Source organism: Streptomonospora salina (assembly GCF_014204715.1).
Classification (GTDB): Bacteria; Actinomycetota; Actinomycetes; order Streptosporangiales; family Streptosporangiaceae; genus Streptomonospora; species Streptomonospora salina.
The window spans coordinates 217,357-239,881 of the sequence record NZ_JACHLY010000002.1 but is presented as its reverse complement, the minus strand read 5'-3'; the positions used below and the strand labels follow the sequence as shown (position 1 = coordinate 239,881).

Annotated in this window: 18 protein-coding genes; 10 read left to right on the top strand and 8 right to left on the bottom strand. The window is 74.3% G+C overall.

Translation table 11 applies throughout. From position 1 onward, the window contains the following. Positions 1 to 25: 25 nt before the first annotated feature. Together HNR25_RS24040 and HNR25_RS24035 are read right to left on the bottom strand one after the other, a co-directional pair. Positions 26 to 1,234: a coiled-coil domain-containing protein gene (locus HNR25_RS24040; protein ID WP_184640149.1), complete on the bottom strand. Its 1,209-nt coding sequence runs from the start codon at positions 1,232 to 1,234 to the stop codon at positions 26 to 28. Positions 1,235 to 1,569: 335 nt separating this feature from the next. Then, complete coding sequence (locus HNR25_RS24035) at positions 1,570 to 2,553, bottom strand: aldo/keto reductase (RefSeq protein WP_281387818.1); 984 nt, start codon at positions 2,551 to 2,553, stop codon at positions 1,570 to 1,572. Between the two features lie 155 nt (positions 2,554 to 2,708). On the opposite strand from HNR25_RS24035, the gene HNR25_RS24030 reads away from it, so the two are divergent. Further along, a complete protein-coding gene (locus tag HNR25_RS24030; protein WP_184640147.1) occupies positions 2,709 to 3,119 on the top strand; it encodes a MerR family transcriptional regulator in 411 nt (136 codons plus the stop codon). A 112-nt stretch (positions 3,120 to 3,231) separates the two neighbouring features. Here HNR25_RS24030 and HNR25_RS24025 read toward each other — a convergent pair whose 3' ends face one another. Beyond that, entirely contained in the window at positions 3,232 to 3,786 is a 555-nt protein-coding gene (locus HNR25_RS24025; RefSeq protein ID WP_184640145.1) for a GNAT family N-acetyltransferase, read from the bottom strand. Positions 3,787 to 4,145: 359 nt separating this feature from the next. On the opposite strand from HNR25_RS24025, the gene HNR25_RS24020 reads away from it, so the two are divergent. Together HNR25_RS24020 and HNR25_RS24015 are read left to right on the top strand one after the other, a co-directional pair. Further along, a complete protein-coding gene (locus HNR25_RS24020) occupies positions 4,146 to 5,114 on the top strand; it encodes a ketopantoate reductase family protein (RefSeq protein ID WP_184640143.1) in 969 nt (322 codons plus the stop codon). Positions 5,115 to 5,958: 844 nt separating this feature from the next. Beyond that, on the top strand, positions 5,959 to 6,897 hold the full coding sequence (locus HNR25_RS24015; protein WP_184640141.1) for a LysR family transcriptional regulator: 939 nt from the start codon (positions 5,959 to 5,961) through the stop codon (positions 6,895 to 6,897). Positions 6,898 to 6,949: 52 nt separating this feature from the next. On the opposite strand, the gene HNR25_RS24010 is transcribed toward HNR25_RS24015, so the two are convergent. Then, positions 6,950 to 7,924 carry a LysR substrate-binding domain-containing protein gene (locus HNR25_RS24010; protein ID WP_184640139.1) on the bottom strand — a complete coding sequence of 325 codons (975 nt, stop codon included), beginning with the start codon at positions 7,922 to 7,924 and terminating at the stop codon, positions 6,950 to 6,952. Positions 7,925 to 7,995: 71 nt separating this feature from the next. Between HNR25_RS24010 and HNR25_RS24005 the strand changes: the two genes are divergently transcribed. Together HNR25_RS24005 and HNR25_RS24000 are read left to right on the top strand one after the other, a co-directional pair. Next, positions 7,996 to 9,003 (top strand): EamA family transporter, encoded by a 1,008-nt coding sequence (locus HNR25_RS24005; protein WP_184640137.1) that lies wholly within the window; start codon positions 7,996 to 7,998, stop codon positions 9,001 to 9,003. Between the two features lie 174 nt (positions 9,004 to 9,177). Next, positions 9,178 to 10,992, top strand: coding sequence for a hypothetical protein (locus HNR25_RS24000; RefSeq protein WP_184640135.1), 1,815 nt, complete (start codon positions 9,178 to 9,180; stop codon positions 10,990 to 10,992). Positions 10,993 to 11,032: 40 nt separating this feature from the next. Here the strand turns inward: HNR25_RS24000 and HNR25_RS23995 are convergent, their stop codons facing one another. Further along, complete coding sequence (locus HNR25_RS23995) at positions 11,033 to 11,686, bottom strand: alpha-ketoglutarate-dependent dioxygenase AlkB family protein (RefSeq protein ID WP_184640575.1); 654 nt, start codon at positions 11,684 to 11,686, stop codon at positions 11,033 to 11,035. A 349-nt stretch (positions 11,687 to 12,035) separates the two neighbouring features. On the opposite strand from HNR25_RS23995, the gene HNR25_RS23990 reads away from it, so the two are divergent. Further along, complete coding sequence (locus HNR25_RS23990; protein WP_184640133.1) at positions 12,036 to 13,205, top strand: magnesium and cobalt transport protein CorA; 1,170 nt, start codon at positions 12,036 to 12,038, stop codon at positions 13,203 to 13,205. A 120-nt stretch (positions 13,206 to 13,325) separates the two neighbouring features. Further along, positions 13,326 to 14,333 (top strand): methyltransferase, encoded by a 1,008-nt coding sequence (locus tag HNR25_RS23985; protein WP_184640131.1) that lies wholly within the window; start codon positions 13,326 to 13,328, stop codon positions 14,331 to 14,333. A gap of 234 nt (positions 14,334 to 14,567) precedes the next feature. On the opposite strand, the gene HNR25_RS23980 is transcribed toward HNR25_RS23985, so the two are convergent. The 3 genes from HNR25_RS23980 to aroQ all read right to left on the bottom strand — a co-directional run bounded on the left by HNR25_RS23980 (position 14,568) and on the right by aroQ (position 17,119). Further along, positions 14,568 to 15,140, bottom strand: a complete 573-nt coding sequence (locus HNR25_RS23980; protein WP_184640129.1) for an LURP-one-related family protein — start codon at positions 15,138 to 15,140, stop codon at positions 14,568 to 14,570. A 173-nt stretch (positions 15,141 to 15,313) separates the two neighbouring features. Beyond that, positions 15,314 to 16,432 (bottom strand): phosphate ABC transporter substrate-binding protein PstS, encoded by a 1,119-nt coding sequence (pstS, locus tag HNR25_RS23975; RefSeq protein ID WP_184640127.1) that lies wholly within the window; start codon positions 16,430 to 16,432, stop codon positions 15,314 to 15,316. A 222-nt stretch (positions 16,433 to 16,654) separates the two neighbouring features. Next, a complete protein-coding gene (gene aroQ, locus HNR25_RS23970) occupies positions 16,655 to 17,119 on the bottom strand; it encodes a type II 3-dehydroquinate dehydratase (protein WP_184640125.1) in 465 nt (154 codons plus the stop codon). Positions 17,120 to 17,307: 188 nt separating this feature from the next. On the opposite strand from aroQ, the gene treY reads away from it, so the two are divergent. The 3 genes from treY (at position 17,308) to treZ (ending at position 22,455) form a co-directional block, all read left to right on the top strand. Beyond that, positions 17,308 to 19,635 carry a malto-oligosyltrehalose synthase gene (gene treY, locus HNR25_RS23965; RefSeq protein WP_184640123.1) on the top strand — a complete coding sequence of 776 codons (2,328 nt, stop codon included), beginning with the start codon at positions 17,308 to 17,310 and terminating at the stop codon, positions 19,633 to 19,635. A gap of 80 nt (positions 19,636 to 19,715) precedes the next feature. Next, positions 19,716 to 20,597, top strand: a complete 882-nt coding sequence (locus HNR25_RS23960; RefSeq protein WP_246464754.1) for a putative RNA methyltransferase — start codon at positions 19,716 to 19,718, stop codon at positions 20,595 to 20,597. 55 nt (positions 20,598 to 20,652) lie between these two features. Next, positions 20,653 to 22,455, top strand: a complete 1,803-nt coding sequence (treZ, locus tag HNR25_RS23955; protein ID WP_184640121.1) for a malto-oligosyltrehalose trehalohydrolase — start codon at positions 20,653 to 20,655, stop codon at positions 22,453 to 22,455. Positions 22,456 to 22,525: the final 70 nt, after the last annotated feature.

Genomic DNA, 22,525 nt, shown 5'->3' with positions numbered 1-22,525 from the left:
AAACGCCGCCGCGGCGCGCGGCGCCTCAGCCGGAACCGTCGGCCGAGCGTTCCGGAGCGGACGCGGTCTCGGCCGGCACCAGCGCACGCAGGCGTTTCAGGTCGGCCAGCGCCTCGTCCAGCTGCCCCTCGGCGCGCTCGGCGCGGTGCAGTGCCTGGGCGCGCGCGTCGTCGACGGCGGCCAACCGCGCCGCGGCGTCCTGCTTGGCTTCGCTCAGGGCGTCGGCGGCCGCGGACTGCCGGCGCGCGGATTCGGCCCGGTGGTGCGCGCGTTCCTCCTCCGCGGCGGCGCGGGACCGCTCCAGCGCCTCGGAGGCCCGGTCGCGCTCGCCCGCCAGGGTCTCGACGCGGCCGCGCAGCTCGGCGGCCTCGGCCTCGGCCCGTTCGGCGCCGCGCCGCTCCTCCTCGGCCCGCCGGTCGGCCTCCTCGGCGGCGCGGCGCCGCTCCTCCAGCCGCTCCTGCAGCGCCGCCTCCTCCCGCCGGGCCCGCTCGCGCACCTCGGCCAGCTCGGCCTCGGCCCGCTGCCGCTCGGTCTCGACGCGTTCGGCGGCCGCGCGCTCCGCCGCGTCGACGCGGCGCTGGGCCTCGGCGAGCCCGGCCTCGTACTCCGCACGGGCCGCGTCGCGCTCGGCGCCGGCGCGCTCGGCCTCCCCGGCGGCGCGGTCGCGCTCGGCCAGCGCGTCCCGGCGCCGCGACAGGGCCTCGTCGGCCATGCGCTCGGCCGCGCCCGCAGCCGAGATCGCCGACGCCGCCGCTTCTTCGGCGCCGCCGCGTGCCTGGTCGGCGGCCCGGCGGCGGTTGTCGGCCGCCAACCGGGTCGATTCGGCCTCGGCCACCCGCCGCGCGGCGTCGATCCGCGCCGCCTCGACCTGGGCCTCCACACTGGCCGGATCGGTCATCGTGGCGAAGGCTTCGCGCGCGGTGCCCAGTGTCGCCGCGAGCTGCTCGGCCTGGACCGAGAAGCGGGTCAGCAGGTCCTCGGCGCGCAGGCGCGCCTCGGTGACGGGACCGGCCCCGGCCGACGACGGCGCCTGATCGCCGGGCGCGGGCTCCGCGCGCGCCTCTTCGACCGTGCCTTCGGCCGTCTCCTGCTCCAGCCGCTGGCGCTCCCGCCAGGCCCGCCAGCGGGTGTGCTCGGGCAGGTCGCAGTACTGCGACGGCCTACCGGGCGAGGAACTGCGCGGCACGGGGCGTGCGCAACCGGGGAAATTGCAGGTGTTCGCGTCGCTTGCCACGCAGCCGAGCCTAGCGGCACGGCGCCGCCGGCGCGGTACCCCGGCCGTGCGCGGCGCGGCCGGGGCGGTCTCGTTGACGCGCTCCCCCGGCTGAAGCCGGGGGATTCCGGCCCGCACCGCATCGCGCGGCACGGCCATGGCTTCCCGCTTCATCGACCTGTGCCGACCGTGAGGCCGGTCTCACCCGGTCTCCACGGGCTTTCGAGCCTGACGGCCCCGTTCCCGCCCGTCCGGCGGTACCCGACGCGCACACGTTGCCAGGCGCTGTTTCGCCCTGCGGGCGAATCAGCGTGCCGCGCCCCGCTACGCGGGAGGGTCGGCTACACATCCGCCGTTCACGGCCGAGCACTGCCGACGAAGCGGTAGCGCGTCCCCACCGCCGGGGGAGCGGCGTCGAGCTCGGCCAGATCTTCAGAGGTGAGTTCGACACCGGCCGCCGCGGCGTTCTCGGCGAGGTAGCGCGGGGTCTTGGTGCCGGGGATCGGCACCACGCATCCGGCCTGGGCGCGTGTCCAGGCCAGGGCCACCTGACCGGGGCCTGCGCCGCGTCGCTCGGCGATGCGGCGGATGGCGTCGGTGATCGCCCTGTTGGCGTCCAGCGCGTCGGGCTGGAAGCGCGGGTTGGTGCGGCGCCAGTCGCCGTCGGCGATGTCGTCGGCGCTCCTGAAGCGCCCGGTCAGGAAACCGCGCCCGAGCGGCGCGTAAGCGAGGAAGGCGATGCCGTTCGCTTGGCAGTAGGGCACGACGTCGGCCAGGGCCTCGGGGGTCCACACCGAGAGCTCCGACTGCACCGACGCCACCGGGTGGACCGCCGACGCCCGCTCGATCTCCGCGACCGACACCTCCGAAAGCCCGATGCGCCCCGCCTTGCCCGCGGCGACCGCTTCGGCCATGGCCGCCCAGCTCTCCTCGATCGGCACCTCGGGGTCGACGCGGTGCAGCTGGTAGAGGTCGACCCGGTCGGTGCCCAGCCGGCGCAGGCTCGCGTCGATGCTCGCCCGGACGTGCTCGGGGCGCCCGTCGTTGCGGCGCCCCAAGGGATGGCGCCCGTCGGCGACCAGCCCGACCTTGGTTGCCAGTACCGCCTCGTCGCGCCGGCCGGCGAGCGCCGCGCCCACCAGTTCCTCGTTGGTGCAGGGCCCGTAGACGTCGGCGGTGTCCAGCAGGTTCACTCCGGCGTCGAGGGCCTGGCCGATCACCGCGGCCGAGGCCGCGTCGTCGCGCCCGTGCGGGTCGTAGCCGTGCGACATGCCCATGCACCCCAAGCCGATCGCGCCGACCGCGGGTCCGCCGGTACCGAGTGTGTTCGTGGCGAGCAACGGCCCGCCTCCTTCCGTCAGCCGCACTGCGAGGTCGGTGCTGCGCCGCGGAGCGGCGCCGCGCCCCGAACCCTGCCGCTTGGAGCGCGCTCCAGGGCAAGCGCGGTGCCCCGAACGGTGCGGACCGTCCACGGGCCGCGGTTAGATTCGACGGTATGAGCACCGCGCCGACGCAGGGACTGTCGATCTCCGAAGCCGCCGACCGCACCGGGCTCTCCGCCGACACCCTCCGGTACTACGAGCGCATCGGGCTGATGGACCCCGTTCCGCGTTCGGCGTCGGGCCAGCGGGTCTACGGCGAGGGGGAACTGGACCGCTTGGAGCTGATCAACCGGCTCCGGGACACCGGCATGCCGATCCGGGGGATGCTCGAATACGCCCGGCTCGTCCGCCGGGGACCGGAGGCGGCGGCGCGGCGGCGCGGCATGCTGGTGGAGCACCGGAAGCGGCTGCGTGCGGAGATGGAGCGCACGGAGGAGACCGTGCGCTATCTCGATTACAAGATCGGTGTCTACGACGAACTCCTGGCCGGGGAGGCCGACGACCGGCCCGCGGCCGGGGGCTGAGCGGCGCGGAATCCCGGGCGCGGGGCCTCTCCGCGAACGCCGGGGGCACACGCGCGAGGGCACCGCCCGTCCCGGGCGGTGCCCTCGCGCGTGTGCCGCGGGCCGCTGCGCCCTAGTCGTGGCCGCCGAAGCCGCCGATGCGGCTGACCATCGTCGTCACGAAGGGGCGGAACCCCTCCTGCTCGAAGAACCGGATGTCCTCGGAGCTGGTGGCCAGCGCCGTCAGCTCCAGGTCGTGGATGCCCATGGCGCCGACCTGGCTGCGCAGCTCGTCCAGCAGGCCCGATCCCACGCCCGTGCCGACGTGGTCGGGGAGGACCGCCAGGGTCTGCACGACGGCCACGCGCGAGCCGCGGTCCCAGGAGCCCTGCTGGTTCTCGCGGATCGTCACCATCGCATAGCCCACCGACACGCCCTCGCGCTCGGCCACGACGGCCAGCGTCTCGGGCTCGTGCAGCCACGCCAGGTACTGCGCACGGCGGCGGCGCCAGGACTCGTCGGCGTTCACCCGGGTGATGATGTCCTCGAGGTGCGGTGCCGTGGATTCGTGGCGCTCGTGCAGCGCCGCCCACAGGCCGGCGAGCTCGTCTACGTCGCCGGGGTTCAGGTACCGGAAGCGCAGCGCCGGAACTCCACCGCGCGGTTTGGTCGCCAACGAAGTTTCCATGTTCTTTCCACCCGTTCTCGATGCGTCCGCGCACCCCGGTCTCGCCGAGTCTGCCCCCGTGGCACAGACCGAGCGGCGAGGTGGGCTGTGTTTCGACCGTACGTCCCCGGTGAGCGCAATGCCGCCGCGACACGAGGAAAAGGTGGCAGTGTCGTGACGTTAAAGAAAGATCGTGCGATCTTCACGTCCTGCTCCCTCGTTGGGGCCGCCGGGGAATCCGGAGGGTCGGTGTCCGCGACCGTCCCGGCCGCGGCTACCCCCGGGGCCGCCCGGTCCAACATGGATGGCAGTGTTGGCCCACCGCGGTGGGCGCCCTGCGCGGCGTCCGCCGGCCGTGCGACGAGGAGGCGAACCGCCGTATGAGCGACCCCACTCCCGACCCCGCCCGGGCGGTCGAGCCCGGCCGCACCACCGTGCTCGCCCCCGGCGGCGTCGGCGGGCTGCTAGCCGGAGCGCTCGCCCGCGACGGCCGCGCCGTCACCGTGGTCGCCACCGAACCCACCGCCGCCCGCATCGCCGAGCACGGCCTGCACGTCGACTCCGCCGTACTCGGCCGCTTCCGCGCCGACGTCCCCGCCGTACCGGTCGCCGGCGAACCCGCCGACGTGCTGGTGGTCGCCCCCAAGGCCACGGCGCTGGAGGCGGCTCTCGAGCGCGTCGCTCCGCACCTGGCCGCGGACGCGCTCGTGGTCCCGCTCCTCAACGGCTACGAGCACCTGGACCTGCTGCGGTCGTACTATCCCCGCGCCCACGTGCTGGGGGCCTCCATCCGCGTGGAGTCCACCCGCACCGAACCCGGCCGCATCAGCCAGACCAGCCCGTTCGCCGCGCTGGACATCGCCTACTCCGGTGCGCCGCCCGAGCGGGTGGAGGGCCTGGCCGCGGCGCTGCACTCGGCGGGGCTGCAGGTGCGGCTCAGCGACGACGAAGACGCCGTCCTGTGGCGCAAGTACCAGTTCCTTCTGGCCACCGCGCTGGTGTGCACGCACCATCGCAGCGACCTGGGAACCGCCCGTACCGAGCGCCGCGCCGACATGATCGGCGTCGCCGAGGAGACCGCCGCGGTGGCCGCCGCCGGCGGCATCGACCTGGACACCGCCCATGTCGTGGAGATGTTCGACGCCGCACCGGGCGCCGTCAAACCTTCGATGCTGCGCGACCGCGAGGCCGGACGGCCCATGGAGGTCGACGCGCTGGGCGGTGCGCTGCTGCGTGCGGCTCGGCGGGCGGGTGTCGCCGCGCCCGTCGTGGCGCGCCTGGTGGACGATCTGCTCCGGATCGCGCCGGCGAGCCCGCCCCGGGGGAACTCCCGCGATCGACGCCGTTGAATCACCGTTGGGCCTCCACGGGTTCCGTGGTTGCCGAAGCCATGTCCGGTGGCGTCACTGTCGGTCTCGATGTCCACGGATCGCCGTGAACGAGGCGGAGCGCGTCCCGGTGCCGGGCACCCGGCGAAGCCGCCCGCGCCGCAAGCAGCGGATCAGTGCCGGCCGTCGCCCCGGTGCTGCGTCGTCCGGCCGTGCTCCATCGTCCGCACCTCCCTGGTGTCCATGGATTCGGAAAAACCGCTCACGATGCCCCGCAAAGTGCAGACCCTCGGCAGCGCGGGAAGTGCTGACGGCGGGACAGGACACACGGCTGAGCCTCCTCAGGCCACCGATGCCGCTTCGGCGAGCGGGGGCGGTTCGGTTGGCCAGCAGGAACTCTTTGAGCGGGGGCGGTTTCGATTCGAGGTCGGCGAGGTCGTCGCTGCGGAGGGAATCCGTCCTCGACGTCCCGAAGCTGCCGGCCGCCGAGCGCCGTCGGTGCGGTCCCCCGACGGCAGCCGCGCCCTGACTCGCATCCACCGGGCGGTACTCGTCCTGTGCCGCTTCCGCGGCGGCCCGCTCCCGGAGCACTGCGGCGTACGGCGCCGGCCACCGCGGTGTGTGCTCCGACATAAGCGAGGACGCGCGGCGACGACTGACGGTAGTCGGCTGCGGCGCGGCGGATCGGGTCCGCTGATGCTCCGTGTCCAACGAAGACGCCGGACAGCGGTCATATATCCGGAATCCGGGGTATCTTGCGCGGGTGACGCGAGCCCGCGGATCCGGTGGCGTTGCGTAACCGCTGCTGTTGAATACGGTGGTGCGGTGCCCCGGCCGGGTGTTTCCGGCGGATTACATTGGCGGCATGATCGATGTGCGCCGGTTGCAGCTCCTGCAGGCACTGGGCCGCCACCAGACGGTCGCCGCAGCCGCCGACGCGCTGGGTGTGACCCCCTCGGCGGTCTCCCAGCAGCTGACAGCACTGGCCAAGGACGCCGGAGTCGCCCTCGTCGAACGGCAGGGGCGCAGGTTCATCCTCACCGGTGCCGCCCGCCTGCTCGTCGAGCGCGCCGACGTGATCTTCGCCGAGATGGAGCGCGCCGAAGCCGACCTCGCCGAGTACGCCCAAGGCCGGGTGGGATCGGCCCGTGTCGGCTCCTTCGCCACCGGGATCTGCGACCTCGTCGCCCCGGCGGTCGCCGCCCTGCGCACCACCCGCCCGGGGTGGCGCTTCGAGATCGTGCAGGCCGAACCCGACCGGTCCACCGAGATGCTGCGCTCGGGCGAGCTGGACATCGCCGTCACCATGTCCTCCGACATCCCGCCCAACGCCACCGGCGAATTCCGGCTCGCCCCGGTCATGGTCGAGCCCTTCGACGTGGTCCTGCCCTACCAGCACCCCCTGGCCGCCTGTACCGACCTGGAACTCGGCGCCGACCTCGCCGACGCCCACTGGATCATGTCGCCGCCGGGGTCGCCGTGGTACGACTGCGTGGCCGCGGCCTGCCACCAGGCCGGGTTCCAGCCGCAGGTGGCCCACACCGTCCACGAGTTCAGCGCCGTGTTCGCGCTGGTGCGGGCCGGGCTCGGGGTAGCGCTGATGCCGCGGCTGGGCTGGACCGGGATGCCCGCGCCGCACGTCGTGGTGCGCACGGTGCGCAACACCGCCCGCCGCCACGTCGTCGTCGTGACCCGCGCCGGCTACGACGCGGAGCCGCTGCTGAGCGCGGTGCGCGAGGCGGCGAGCAAGGTTCCGGTGCCCGCGGCGAGCCCGCTGCTGGTTTCGGGGGGCGGCGCGGCCTGAAGCGCCGCGCCGCACGGTCCCCGGGGGTAGGACGCGGAGGCCGGGGCGGGACTCAGCCCGGCGGTGGCTCGGGGTCCCCGGCGACCTCCGCTCCGCCGGAGACCGGCGGCGTCGGTGCGGTGTCGTCCAGTACGCCGCGCGCCTGCTCCCACAGGTAGCGGGCCAGCAGCGTGATCGGGCGCCACGACCACCCGCCGGTGCTGCTGGCCAGCGAGATCCGCCGGGTGCCGCCGAGATCGCCCAGCGGGGAGTGCACCACCCCGCGGCGCGCGGCCGCTGCGAGTTTGGGCATGACGCCCACGCCCATCCCGGCGGCCACGAGCTGCTCGACGACCTCCAGGTTGTCGATGCGGTGCCGGATGCGCGGAGCGAAACCGGCACCGGCGCACATCCGCCGCACCAGCTCGTCCTCGTCGCTGCCGCGGGAGTTGGCGATCCACGAGGACTCGGCCGCCCCGGACAGCCGGCGGCGGGTCATGATGCGGCTTGTGGCCGCCCCGCCCGAGGGCTGGGACAGCAGCAGCGGTTCGGTGCCGATCGGGCGCAGCGTCAGTGTGCCGGGGAACCGCCGCGGCACCAGGCTGTAGTCGTAGACCAGGCCGAGGTCGACCGTGCCCGACTGGAGCAGCTCCAGTGCCTCGTCGGGCTCGTGCTCGATCAGCCGCACGTCGATGCCGGGGTGGTCGGACTGCAGGCGGCGGACCGCCGGCAGCACGATGGGGCCGGCGACGCTGATGAAGCTGACCAGGTCCACCTGGCCCACGGGGGCGCCTTCGCCCGCCAGCTCGGCGCGGGCGGTGTCGGCGCGCGCGAGGATGTCCACCGCGTGGCGGGCCAGCCGGTGCCCTGCCGGGGTCAGGCGCACTCTCCTGCCGTCGGGCACCAGCAGCTGCGTCCCCGCCTCGCGCTCCAGCACCGCGAAGTGCTTGGACACCGCCGAGGTGCCCATCCCGGTCGTCTCCGCGACCGCCGCCATCGTGCCCAGCCGCTCCAGCTCCACCAGCAGCCGCAGCCGTGTCAAATCCATCCACCGAAACTACATGATCGATCCGCCTATGGTCCGTGGACAGAAACAGACGAGGTGAGTGCAATGGTCGGATGATCACCTCCTCCTCGACCGCGGTTCGTGCTGCCCTGGGACGGATACCGCCTGCCGTACTGCTGCTGGCGGGTATGTTCGTGCTGCACACCGGAAGCGCCCTGGCAGTGCGCGCGTTCAGCGAGGCCGGGCCGATGGGTGTGACCTGGCTGCGCCTGCTGTGGGCCGCGCTCATCCTGGCGGCGCTGGGCGGGCGCCCCCTGTGGCGCGCTCTGCGTTCGGCGACCCCGCGGGACCTGGGCGCAGCGGTGATCCTGGGCACGATCAGCGCGGGGATGATGGTGTTCTACTCCGAAGCCACGGCCCGTGTGGACCTGGGCACCGCCACCGCGGTCGAGTTCCTCGGCCCCCTGACGGTGGCCGTACTGGCGCTGCGGCGGCGGCGCGAAGCCGTGTGGATCGCGGCGGCCGTGGGCGGCGTCTTGCTGCTCACCCGTCCCTGGGCGAGCGGAGCCGACCCGGTCGGCGTCGCCCTGGGCCTGTGCGGCGCGGTGTGCGTCGCCCTCTACATCGTGCTCACCCAGCGCGTGGGCAGCACGTTCCGGGCGGTGCACGGGTTGGCGGTGGCGATGGCCGTCGGCGCCGCCGTCACCGCCCCGCTGGGCGTCCCGCAGGTCCTGGCCGCGCCCGATCCGGCCGGAGTGCTCGGCATCACCCTGGCGATCGCGGTGCTGTTCCCCCTGATCCCGTTCCTGCTGGAGATGGTGGTGCTGCAGCGTATGAGCCGCACCGCCTTCTCCACCTTCGCCAGCCTCGAACCCGCCGTCAGTCTGGCCATGGGTATGGCCGTCATCGGACAGTCGCCCGTCGGCGTCCAGGTCGGGGGCATGGCGCTGGTGGTGGCCGCCGGGATCGGCGCCGCCCGCGGAGACGGCCGAGCCGTGCGGGACCGCCGGAGCGGACCGGCGGGCGCCCCTCAGGCCCTGGACGGGGCGGCGGCGCCCGCGGTCCCGCCCGCCGGGGGTGCCGCCGACGACACTGCGCGCCGGCACGCACACGCGGGCTGACAGGGCCGCAGGGCTCCCCGCTCGGCGGGGCGCCCCCGCGCTTCTTGTGCACGACCCCGCCCGCCGATGGGCTGCGGCCGCGGCGGTCGTGGCCGCGACCCGTGCCGCGCGCGGTCGCCGCAGCCTCCGCGCGGTTCGCGGCCCGCTCCGGATGCAATAAAGTCACACACAATCATGGGTACGGAAACCGATCTCGATCTCGAACTCCTGCGCGCCTACGAGCCGATCCTCGTGTTCACCCGCGGCGAGCTCTTCTTCCCCGCCGACGTCGAAGCCTACGTGGGCTGCTGCAGCCTGTGGTGCGAGGACGGCGACGGCAAAGAGTACGAGTGCGTCCCCGCGGGCGAACTCACCCTCGACCGCCTCGCCGGCGCCGAACACGAACTGCCCGGCCGCGACAAGCACCTGCGCTTCGTGCAGGAGGCGTCCTTGCGCGCCGAAGCCCGCCGGCACCGCCGCTCCGCCCGCCGCGTCATCCCCCGCAGCGGCAGGCTGGCCGCCGTCGGCGTGCTCGGCCGCGTCGTCGACATCCTGATGAAGCTCTCCCTGCTCATCCGCGGCGCCGTCCCCGGCGGAGTCGCCGCCGCGGCCGCCACCCGCTACCGCGACCGGGTCGGCGGCGGCGCTGACCGCCCGGCCAGCTACTACGGCCGCGTGGTGCGCGAAGGCGGCTACACCGCGCTGCAGTACTGGTTCTTCTACGCCATGAACGACTGGCGTTCCACCTACGGCGGCGTCAACGACCACGAGGCCGATTGGGAGAAGGTCACCGTCTACCTCGTGGACGACCCCGACGACGGTCCCCGCCCCGCCTGGGTGGGCGCCTCCTCCCACGAGTACTACGGCGACGACCTGCGCCGCAGCTGGGACGATCCCCAGCTGCACCGGGAAGGCGACCACCCCGTGGTCTACGTCGGCGCGGGCTCCCACTCCCACCAGATGCTTCCCGGCGACTACCTCATCCAGGTCGACCCCGCGGTGCTGCGCGGCATCGTGCGCCTGTGGCGCAAGCTGACCCTGCGGCTGTTCGGCAGCGACAGCGCCATCGTCCGGCACGGCATCGGCGTTCCCTTCGTCGACTACGCCCGCGGCGACGGCGTGCGGGTGGGCCCGGGAGGCGACCGCGAGTGGTACGCCCACGCCGTCGACGGCGACACCCCCTGGGTGCGCGGCTTCCGCGGCCTCTGGGGACGCGACACCGGCGACTTCTTCGAAGGCGAGCGCGCGCCCAGCGGCCCCCGCTACGAGCGCGACGGGACCGTGCGCTGGTCCTGGGCCGACCCGCTGGCCTGGGTGGGCCTGCAGAAGGTCTCGCCCACCGAGCAGGACCGGCGCGCCGAACTCGCCGCGCACGTGGGCGATCTGGACGAGCGCATCGCCGAGGCCGACAGCGACATCGTCCGGCGCCGGGACGCTCTGCGCCGGCTGTCGGCCGCCCGCATCGTGCTCGGCCACCAGAGCCACTCCCGGACCCGCGCCGCAGAGCACGACGAGCGCGTCCGCACCGACGAGCGCGAACTGGCGAGCGTCTACCGCAAGCGCGCCCTCATGGCCGACGAGCGCGACACCTGCCGCCAGGCCCTGGACAGCGATCGGCCCATCGTCCCCGCACCCGCCGAACACCTGGTGCAGCCGCACCTGCCCTACGCCTCGGGCGAGCAGAACACCACCCGGTTCCTGCACGCGTGGGCGGCGCTGAGCACCCCGCTGCTCATCTTCGCTCTCGGCGGCATGCTGCTGCTGCGCAGCGATTACACCGCGCCGGCCATGATCGGCGTCGTGCTGGTCTTCGCCATGGTCGACGCCATCGCCCGGCGCAGGTTCACCGCTTTTCTGACCGGCATCGCGATCGTGCTGGTGATCCTGGCGGTGATCGCCGGGATCATCGCGGCCTTCGCCGTCGCCTGGCGCATCGCCCTGCTGGTTCCCACGGCGCTGGTCGTGATCGCGCTGCTGTGGGTCAACCTGCGCGACCTCATCCGCGGCTGAGCCGACCGGCGGGGCCCGCGGACCCCGCCGGGTCCGGAATTCATTCCAGGCCCGAGGCGCGGACGGTGATGTTCAGCCGCCCCCGCTCCATGCCGATACCGGCCGGGGCCGTGCCCGGCCGGGTGCGCGGCACGCCGTGGTAGGCCATGCGGGCCGGGCCGCCGAACACGAACAGGTCGCCGCTGGCCAGTTCCACGTCGGTATAGGGGCGGGTGCGGGTCCGGGTGTTGCCGAACCGGAAGACGCAGGTGTCGCCCAGGCTCAGTGACACCACCGGCACGTCGGCCTGCTCGTCGCGGTCCTGGTGCATGCCCATTCTGGCGTCGGCGTCGTAGAAGTTCACCAGGGCCACGTCGTGGGGCGGGTCGGCGGGCCCGGGCGGCGCCCCGAACGCGGCTTCCACACCCGCACGGGCGAGCTCGCCCAGGATCGGCGGGAACGGCGGAACCGGCGCGCCGTCCGGCAGGGTGCGCGAATAGCGGTAGGGCTCCCAGAACCACCCCAGGGCGGTCATGCGTACACTCATCACGCCCCCGCGCGGCATGCGGTGCCGCACCATCCCCCCGGCGCCGCGCGACCATGCGCGGCACCGCCGGACCAGATCGCGCTGGGCGCCGACACTCAGCCATCCCGGCAGGTGCACCGCACCCGGAGCGACGGTGACGGGTTCGGCCCCGAACAGCGGCTCGCTCATCGCCGACCACGCCTCCGCGCGCAGATACCGGACCTCGTCCACGGCGGACGCGCCGCCGCGGTGCGCACCCGGCGCACCGGTGCGCCGGGTGCGCGGGTCGTCTCGGAGCCGTCCACGCACTCCATCGCACCACGGCGCACGTATACCGGGCAACGCGCCGACCCCCGCCGCGGCGGCGCGGGTAGCATGGAACCGCATCGCGTACCTGAGCGGAACCGGGAGGCGGGGCCGATGGCGGGCCGACCTCCCGGTACGGTGTGCAACCGCGTTCTCGCTTCTGCCGCGGTCCCGTCCCGGTATGCGGCCGGCGCCGCGTGCCCCGCTCACGTCGATGACGAGGGGTTGGCCCATGGCCCAACGCAAGCCGCTGGCGTGGCTTCCCGGAATCCGGGGCACCCAGGAGCACCGCAGCAGGACCGCCCGGCCGCGACCGCCGGAGCACTCCATGGACCCCAGGACCGACGACGACGGCACCGCGCCGCCGGTGCAGGACAGCGTCATCGACGCCGCCATCTACGTCGGCGGCCGGCGCCGGGAGTCCCCGCAGCAGCTGCGGGACCTCGCCGAGCTGCACCGCCGCACCCCCGACGACGAGGGCGCCATGGCCTGGATCGGGCTGCTGCGCCCGTCCAGCTCCCAGCTGTTGGCCGCCGCCGAGGAGTTCGGACTGCACGATCTGGCCGTCGAGGACGCCATCGTCGCCCACCAGCGGCCCAAGCTGGAGCGCTACGGCGACACTCTCTTCGTCGTCCTCAAATCCGCCCTCTACCTGGACGCCAGAGAGGAGGTGCGCTTCGGGGAGCTGCACCTGTTCATGGGCCGGCATTTCGTGCTCACCGTCCGCCACGACCAGGCCCCCGACCTCTCGGCGGTGCGCGGGCGTCTGGAGGAGAACCCCGATCTGCTCGAACGCGGGCCCGAAGCGGTGCTCTACGCCGTCCTCGACGCCGTCGTCGACGGCTACGCGCCGGTCGTGGCGGGGCTGCAGAACGACATCGACGAGATCGAGACCCAGGTCTTCGACGGCGACGCGGCGGTGTCGCGGCGCATCTACGAGCTTTCCCGCGAGGTCATCGAGTTCCAGCGCGCAGTCCGCCCGCTCCTGCCCGTACTCCGTTCGCTCAACGAGGCCTTCGACGAGTTCGGCACCGACGAGGAGATGCGCCGCTACCTGCGCGACGTCGCCGACCACGCCACCACCGTGGCCGAGCGTGTCGACGGCTTCCGGGACATGCTGCAGAGCATCCTCACCGTCAACGCCACCCTCGTCAGCGAAGCCCAGAACGAGGAGATGCGCCGCGTCACCGAGGCCAGCTACCGCCAGGGCGAACACGTCAAGAAGATCTCCGCGTGGGCGGCCATCCTGTTCGCCCCGAGCCTGGTGGGCAGCATCTACGGGATGAACTTCGCCCGCATGCCCGAGCTCGGCTGGGCGCTGGGATACCCGCTGGCGCTGCTGGTGATGGCGGGTATCAGCGTGACGCTCTACGCGGTCTTCAAGTGGCGCCACTGGATGTGACGGCCGGGCGTCGCCCGGACACCGGTCCCGGTTCGCCGCGCCTGCGGACTCCGGCGGTGATCGCGGTCCCACACAGCGTTACGGTTGGGGTGCCGGGCAAGCGGGTTGGACGGGGGCGGGATGACCGCGAGCGATGCCGAGAGCCGCGATCTGCTGCGGCTGCTGACCGGGCCGTGGCTGGCCGACGCCGTAGCCGCGGCGGTGCGGCTGGGCGTGATCGACCGGCTGGGCCGCGGCCCGGCCGCGGCCGGTGACCTCGCCGGCGAACTGTCGCTGGCCCCCGACCCGCTGCTGCGCCTGCTGCGGTTGCTGGCCGGATTGGAGGTGCTGGAGGAGCGCGGCGACGGCTTCGCTCTGGCGCCGGCAGGCGAGCTGCTGCGCAGCGGGCACCCCTCGTCGATGCGCGACCTGGCACTGCTCTACCGCAGCGACTTCTTCGCCGCCGCCTGGCGCGGACTGACCGATGCGGTACGCACCGGCGAGCAGGCCTTCGAAGCCGTCCACGGCCGCGACGTCTACACCCACCTCGCCGAGCACCCCGGTGACGCCGCGCTCTTCGACGCCGGCATGGCGGCGGGCGGGTCGCCGGCCGACGCTCTGCCCGAGGTCTACGACTTCTCCCGGGCCCGGCACGTGGCCGACATCGGCGGCGGCGACGGGAGCCGGCTCGCCGGGCTGCTGGACGCCGACGCCGCTCTGCGCGGAACTCTGCAGGAACGCCCCCAGGCCCTGGCCGGCGCACGCGAGCGGCTGGCGCCCCACATCGACCGGGGCCGCTGCACCTTGGCGGGCGCCGACTTCCTCGACGAGGTCGCCGCCGGCGCCGACGTCTACGTGCTCTCCCGGGTGCTGCACAACTGGGACGACGACTCCTGCCGGCGCATCCTCGCCAACTGCGCGGCGGCGATGGGCCCCGCCGCCCACCTGCTGATCGTCGAGCGGGTCATGCCCGACGACCGGAACCCGTGGCTGTCGCGGGCCTTCGACGTACACATGATGGTCATGACCGCGGGCCGGGAGCGCACCGCCGGCGAGTACGAGGCCCTGCTGCGCCCGGCGGGTCTGCACACCCTGGAGGTGCGCGGGCTCGCCGCGGAAATGGGGGTGCTGGTGGCGGCTGCGCTGTGACCGGCGGCGAGCCGGCCCCGGCTGTTGCCGGCAGGGACCCGGGACACGCGGTCCCCGGCTGCAAGGGGGCTTGAGGTCATGGGGACACGCGCGGACTGGCCCGGGTCCGTGCCGGCAACTTCCAGTAGTGTGGCCGATCCCGGTGGAATAAGCGAGGTAAGCCGCACACGCCCGGGTCGTGCGATCGCCCGGGGGCGCGGGCGCCGCCGGGCCGACGGCGCTGTGCAGCGGCCCTCAGCGGGCCTGCAGCGCGTCCAGCGCGACGGCCATGGCGATGATCAGCCGGCGGTCGACGTTGGGGTCGGGGATCTGAACGGTGTAGCGGTCGCGTACACCGAAGCGCTTGTCGACGCTGAAGATCGGGTACTGGCCCGCATGGAAGTCGAAGTGGTACGGGACGATCTGCGCCGCGTCGATGAAGCGGCGCAGAACGGCCAGGACCTGGCTGCGCTCCTGGCCGGTGGCGGTGAGCAGGCCGGGCTGCTCCAGGTGCCACGTCGAGCGCAGCAGCGACTGCTTGAAGTCCTTGCGGAAGTTGCCGATCGGCTGCCCGTTGTGGTCGGTGACGTCGTAGGTCGCGCCCAGGTCGACGACCTGGCGGGCCTTGAAGCCCAGGAGCGGGTACTGCTTGCTGTCGTCGGTGTAGAGCGTCACCTGCTCTTTGAAGGCCATGCGCTTCTGCTGGGCGAAGGCGAGCAGTTCGCCCTCGGTGCCGTCGGGCAGCAGAGCCCGCACTTCGTACTGGTTGACCATCATGCGGATCCGCTGGCGCACAGCGAGCTGGGTCAGCGACTGCAACTGGTTCATCGGGCGTCCTCGGAGGAATCGACGAAGGGATGGGTAAAGGCAGGGGGCGGGTCCGGATGATCCTAGCGGGAGCGGCGGCGCTTCGGCGCCGCCGGGCGGCCCCCGCATCGATCGGCCGGAACCGGTCCGACGTGCGATCGGGGCCCGCCGGTTCCGAACGCCTCCCGATTCCCTCAGCCGACCGAGGTGATCTCGGCCACGGACGCGCGCAGCCGCGTGCGCGTGTCGGCGGGCAGCGGGGCCGAGCCGGTCTCGGCGGAGGCGGCCTCCTGCCCTTCCTCGCTGAGCACGTAGTCGAGGAAGGCGCGCACGCGCTCGGCCTCGCGCTCGGTCCCGTACCGCATGCAGGCGACCTCGTAGGTCACCAGCACGATCGGGTAGGTGCCCGATTCGGTGGTGCCGTGGTCCAGCTCCAGGGCGTGGTCGTGCTCCGTCCCGCCTTCGCGCTCGGGTGAGGACTCCACCACCCGCGACGCCGAATCCGGGGACACGTCCACGAATTCGCCGCCCACACCCACGGACACGGTCGCCATGTCGGCGGTGTGCGAGGCCTCGACGTAGCCGATCGTTCCCGAGCCGGCTTCGACCGCCTCGGAGATGCCGCTGTTGCCCTGCGCGGCCTCGACGGGTTCGATCGGCCACGTGCCGCCGGTGTCGTGCGGCCACGCGTCGCCGGCCGCCGCGGTGAGGTAGCCCGTGAAGTTCTCGGTGGTGCCGGAGTCGTCGGCGCGCGAGACCGGGGTGATGCGCAGGTCGGGCAGCTCCGCGTCGGGATTGTGCTCGGCGATCTCGGGGTCGTTCCAGTGGGTGATGTCCTGGTTGAAGATCCGGGCGAGGGTCTCGGGCGGCAGATTCAGCGCGTCGACGCCCTCCAGGTCGAAAATCACGGCGATGGGCACGACGTAGCCGGGGATGTTGACGGCGGGGGAGCCGTCGGCGCAGCGCCGGCGCGCCTGCTCGTGCTCCTGCTCGTCCAGTGCGGCGTCGGACCCGGCGAAGTCCACCGCGGATTCGAGGAACTGGCTGCGGCCCGCGCCCGAGCCCACCGAGTCGTAGAGCACGAGCGAGTCCGAGCACGCCAGCTGATAGCCCGCGATCCAGGTGTACATGGCGTTCTCCTGGGCGCTGGAGCCCGCCGCCGAGACGCTGCCGCCGAAGCAGGCGATGTCCTCGGGGGCGGCGGGCGGCTCCTGGCCCGCTCGGAGCGCGTCGTCGCTGCCGCAGGCACTCGTCAGCGCCAGCACGCCGACGAGGGCGGCCGTGGACAGGGTGCGGTGGCCGGGCGGGGTCACGGGTCTGTCATTCCCCTTTGTGTGCGAGCGGCAACCCTGGGTGGAACGCAGGGTTCGTGCGGAAACGGAACATGGCGGCGGGATAGCCGGATTCCGCCTAGAAGGTATCGCGACGTGCGCAGTCGTCGCTGCGGGGAGGGGGCGGAAACCGGCCGCTGCCGTAGTCCGGGCGGCGCCGGCCGTCGTGGACCCGGGCGCCACGGCGCCGGCGCGGCCCGCCGTCTAGCGGGGCCGCCGCTGCCCGATGCGGGTGAGCACGGCGCGCAGCCCCAATTCGTAACCGGCCGGACCGCAGCCGGCGATGTAGCCCTCCGACACCGGGGCCGTCACCGAGGTGTGCCGGAACTCCTCGCGCGCGTAGACGTTGGAGATGTGCACCTCGACGCAGGGCACCTCCACCGCGTCGATCGCGTCGCGCAGCGCGATGCTGTAGTGGGCGAAGGCGCCCGGGTTGAACACGACGCCGTCCAGATGGCGCGCCCGGTGGACGTGCTCGACGAGCTCGCCCTCGTGGTTGCTCTGCGCGCACTCCACCCCGGCGCCCAGCTCGGCGCCCAGGGCCTGGACGCGCCGCTCGACCTCGGCCAGGGTCACCGACCCGTACTGGTGCGGGTCGCGGCTTCCCAGCAGGTTGAGGTTGGGCCCGTTCAGCAGGAGTACGCGGGGGCCGGAACCGGATGCGGCCATCGGGGAGGGGCCCTTTCGTCGAAGCGGCGGCGGTCGCGGACTCCTCGATCCTAGTGCGTGCGCCCGGAACGGCGGACAGCGCACCGCCGCCGCGCCCGGCCCGCCGCACCGGGGCGGGGATCCGGGCCTGCCGGGACGGCGCGGAACCGGTGGTTCAACACCGTTTGCGCAGGGCAGATCACACTCCGATGGACCCCTACCGCCCGACCTCCACCTATCGGCTGCAGCTCGGTCCGGGACTCACCCTGGACCGGGCCGCCGACCTCGTCGACTACCTGGACCGGCTCGGGGCCGGCGCCGCCTACCTGTCGCCGATCCTCACCGCCGCGCCCGGTTCCACGCACGGCTACGACGTCGCCGACCCCGCGTCGGTATCGGCGGTACTGGGCGGCGACCCGGGCCGCCGCACGCTGGTGCAGCGGCTGCACGGACGCGGCATGGGCGCGGTGGTCGACATCGTGCCCAACCACATGTCGGTCGCGGCGCCGGCCGCCAATCCCTGGTGGTGGGACGTGCTGCGCAGCGGGCGGGACTCCTCCTGCGCCCGCTTCTTCGACGTCGACTGGTCGGCCGGTCCCCTCGAACTGCCCGTGCTCGCCGACGACGGCGACGGGGGAGCCGGCGCCCTGGAGCGCCTCGGCGTCGCCGACGACTGCCTGACCTACGAGGACCTGCGCTTCCCGCTCGCGCCGGGAACCTACAGCCCCGGCGACCCCCCGGACCGGGTGCACGGGCGCCAGCACTACCGGCTGGTGTCCTGGCGCCGCGGCCGCCACCGCCTCTCCTACCGCCGCTTCTTCGACGTCACCGGCCTGGCAGCCGTCCGCGTGGAGGACCCCGACGTCTTCGCCGCCGCCCACGCCGAGATCCTGCGCTGGGCCGAACGGGGCGAGCTGGACGGCCTGCGGGTGGACCACCCCGACGGGCTCAGCGACCCGGGCGGCTACCTGCGCCGGCTGCGCGCGGCCTTCGACGGCTGGATCGTCGCCGAGAAGATCCTCGAACCCGGCGAGGCGCTGCCGGCGTCGTGGCCGGTGGACGGCACCACCGGCTACGACGCGCTGCGCGAGGTCTGCGGACTGTTCGTGGACCCCGCCGGTGAAAGCGCCCTCACCGAGCTCGCCGCGTCGCTGGGCGCCCCCACCGACACCGCCGCCGTGCAGACCGAGTCGCGCCGGTTCGCGGCCCGCGAACCGCTCGCGCCCGAGGTGCGCCGCATCGCGGCGCTGACCGGCACCGCCGACCGGGAGGCGGCCGAGGCCGCCGTCGCCGAACTGCTCGCCTCGTTCGGCGCCTACCGCAGCTACCTGCCCGAAGGCCGGGCCGTGTGGGACCGGGCCGTGGAGCGCGCCCGGGCCGCGCGCCCCGACCTCGCCGCCGTACTCGACGCCGTCGACGAAACCGTCCGTGCCGACCCCGCCGGCGAGCTCGCCGTGCGCATCCAGCAGACCAGCGGCATGGTCATGGCCAAAGGCACCGAGGACACCGCCTTCTACCGCGCCACCCGTTTCGTCGCCCTCAACGAAGTCGGCGGCGACCCCGCCCGTTTCGGCGTCGGCCCGGCCGAGTTCCACTCCTGCTGCACCCGCCGCGAGGCCGCCCGGCCCGCCACCATGACCGCGCTGTCCACCCACGACACCAAGCGTTCGGAGGACGTGCGCGCCCGCCTGGCGGTGCTCAGCGAGATCCCCGAGGAATTCGCCGCAGCCGTGCACCGCTGGCGCGCCGCCTGCGGGATCGGCGACCCCGCCCTGGACCTGCTCGCCTGGCAGAGCCTGGTGGGCACCTGGCCCGTCAGCGCAGCCCGGATGCGCGACTACCTGCTCAAGGCGGCCCGGGAGCAGAAGGAGCGCACCGGCTGGATCGACGGCGACCCCGGCTTCGAAGCCGAGGTCGCCGCCTGGCCCGAACGGGTGCTCTCGGCCGAGGACCTGTGCGCCGACGTCGCCGCCTTCGCCGCCCGGATCCGCGCCGCGGGGTGGAGCAACTCCCTGGGCCAGAAGCTGCTGCACCTGGCCGGGCCCGGCGTACCCGACCTCTACCAGGGCTCGGAGCTGTGGGACCTGTCCCTGGTCGACCCCGACAACCGGCGCCCCGTCGACTTCACCTGCCGCCAGACCCACCTGGAGCGCCTGGAACGCGGCCGGCGCCCCGACGTCGACGCCACCGGCGAAGCCAAGCTGCACGTGGTCCGCACCGCGCTGCACCTGCGCCGCGGCCGCGACCTGCGCGGCTACCTGCCGCTGGAGGCCGCGGGCCCGGCGGCCGGCCACGCCGTCGCCTTCGCCCGCGGCCCCCGCCGCGACGTGGTCGCCGTCGCCACCCGGCTGCCGGTGGGGCTGGCCGCCGCCGGCGGATGGGGCGACACGAGCCTGCCGCTGCCGGGCGGCAGCGGCCCCTGGACCGACGCCCTCACCGGCCGGGTGCTGCTGCCCCAGCGCACCGACGGATACTGCGGCCCGCCCCTGGCCGACCTGCTGGACCGCTACCCCGTCGCCCTGCTCGTCCGCGACTGACCGCCGCCGACCCGCCGGGACGCGCGCCGCCGGCCGCCCGCGGCCGCGCCGCCGCCCGCGACGCCGTAAGCTGAGCACCCATGGCCTCCACCGACGACCGTCCCGCCGTCCTCGATCGGCTGCGGATGCCCGGACCGGTGCTGAAGGCGCTGGCCTGCCCCGTGTGCGGCGCCGCCCTCGGACCCTCCGGCAACGCGCTGGCCTGCGCCGCCGGCCACCGCTTCGACGTCGCCCGCGAGGGCTACGCCGGGCTGCTCACCGGCCACGGCACCGCCGGCACCGGCGACACCAAAGACATGGTGCGGGCCCGGAAGGAGTTCCAGGACGCCGGCCACTACGCGCCCCTGGCCGCGCACGTGGCCGAGGCCGCGGCGCCGCACCTGGCCGCCGGCGGACTGGCGGCCGACGCCGGCGCCGGGACCGGCTACTACCTCGCCGCGGTGCTGGAGCAGGCGCACCGGGCCTGCGGGCTGTCGCTGGACGTGTCGAAGTTCGCGCTGCGCCGCGCCGCCCGCGCCCACCCCCGCGCCGGCGCCGCCGCCTGCGACACCTGGCGCGGGCTGCCGCTGCGCACGGGCGCGGCCGATGTGCTGCTGAACGTGTTCGCGCCGCGCCGGGCCGCCGAGTTCCGCCGCGTGCTCGCCGACGACGGCGCGCTGATCGTCGTCACCCCCACCGCCCACCACCTGCGGGACCTGGTCGCCGCGCTCGGCCTGGTCACCGTCGACGCCGACAAACCGGAGCGCCTTCAGGAGAGCCTCGGCGGGCACTTCACCCGCGAGCGCACCCGGGAGCTGGAGGTCGGGCTGTCGCTGACGCCCGGCGAGGCCGCCGCACTCGTGGCCATGGGACCCAGCGCCCGCCACGTGGAACCCGAGCGGATCGCCGAGCGCGTGGCCGCCCTCGGCACACCCGTCACGGCGCGCGCATCCTTCGCCGTCACGGTCTACAGCCCGGCCTGACCGGCTGTGCCGTCCCGGCGCGTGAGCCCGCAGCGGCCCGGGTAGGACCCGCCGCGTGGACGAGGACGGGGGACGGCGGTTCGACGTCTGGGCACCGGAGTGCACCAGGGTCGACCTGCGCATCGGGGGCCACGACCGCGCCATGCGGCCGGGCGCCGGCGGCTGGTGGCACCTGCGCGTGCCCGGGGCCCGCCCCGGGGACGACTACGCCTTCGTCCTCGACGGATCCGGCGAGCCGCTGCCCGACCCCCGCTCGCTGCGCCAACCCCGCGGCGTGCACGGCCCCTCCCGCGTCTACGACCACGCCGACTTCGCCTGGACCGACACCGATTGGCGCGGGCGGGCGCTGCCCGGATGCGTCGTCTACGAGCTGCACATCGGCACCTTCACCCCCGAGGGCACCTTCGACGCCGCGATCGGGCGCCTGGACCACCTCACCGGTCTCGGCGCCGATCTCGTGCAACTGATGCCCGTCAACGCCTTCGGCGGCGCCGGCCACGGCTGGGGCTACGACGGGGTGCTGTGGGGCGCGGTGCACGAACCCTACGGCGGCCCCGACGGCCTGAAACGCTTCGTCGACGCCTGCCACCGCCGCGGCCTGGGCGTGCTGCTCGACGTCGTCTACAACCACCTCGGTCCCGACGGCGCCTACCTGCCGCGCTTCGGCCCCTACTTCACCGGCGACACCGCCTGGGGCCCCTCGCTCAATCTGGACGGGCCCGGATCCGACGAGGTCCGCCGCTACGTGGTCGACAACGCCCTGGGCTGGCTGCGCGGCTTCCACCTCGACGGCCTGCGCCTGGACGCCGTGCACGCGCTGCACGACTCCCGCGCCCGTCCCCTGCTCGCCGAGCTCTCCGCCGAAGCCGACGCGCTGGCCGCCGGTCTGGGCCGCCCGCTCGCGCTGATCGCCGAGTCCGACCGCAACGACCCCGCCACCGTCACCTCCCGCGACGCCGGCGGGTACGGGCTCACCGCGCAGTGGTGCGACGACATCCACCACGCCCTGCACACGGCCCTCACCGGCGAAGGCCACGGCTACTACGCCGACTTCACCGCGCCCGATGCGCTGCCGTCCGCGCTGGCCCGCGCCTTCTTCCACGACGGCGGCTACTCCGCCTTCCGGGGGCGCAGCCACGGCGCCCCCGTCGACACCGCCCGCATCCCCGGCCACCGCTTCCTCGCCTACCTGCAGAACCACGACCAGATCGGCAACCGCGCCGCCGGCGACCGCATGGCCGCCACCGTTCCGCGCGGGCTGCTCGCCTGCGGAGCGGCACTCGTGCTGTGCTCGCCGTACACGCCGATGGTGTTCATGGGCGAGGAGTGGGCGGCCTCGACCCCGTGGCCGTTCTTCGCCTCCTTCACCGACCCGGGCCTGGCCGAGGGGGTGCGCGCGGGCCGCCGCCGCGAGTTCGCCTCCCACGGCTGGGACGGATCCGGCGTGCCCGACCCCCTCGACCCGCGCACCCGCGAACGCGCGGTGCTGTGCTGGGACGAGCGCGAAAGCCCGCCGCACCGGGAGATCCTGGAGACCTACCGTGCCCTGGTCGCGCTGCGCCGGGCCCGCCCCGAGCTCGCCGACCCCCGCCTGGACCGGTTCCGCGTCGACGCCGAGCCCGACGGGCGCGTCCTGGTACTGCACCGCGGGCGGCTGCGCGTGGCCTGCAACCTGCGCGCCGAGGCGGCAGAGATCGGTCTGGACCCGCCCGCCGGCCGGGTGCTGCTGTGCTCGGCCGCCGCCGAAGCCGACGGCGCGCGCCTGCGCCTGCCCGCGGAGTCCTTCGCCGTCGTCGAAACCGCCGAGCCGCCGGGTGAGCCCGCGAGCCGGGCGGCTCGGCACGCTCGGCGGGGATAGAGTGCCCATTCGGCATACCGCCGCGGTCGCCGGCGCGGCCCGCGGCGGCTCGCCGGCCGGCCGCAGCCAC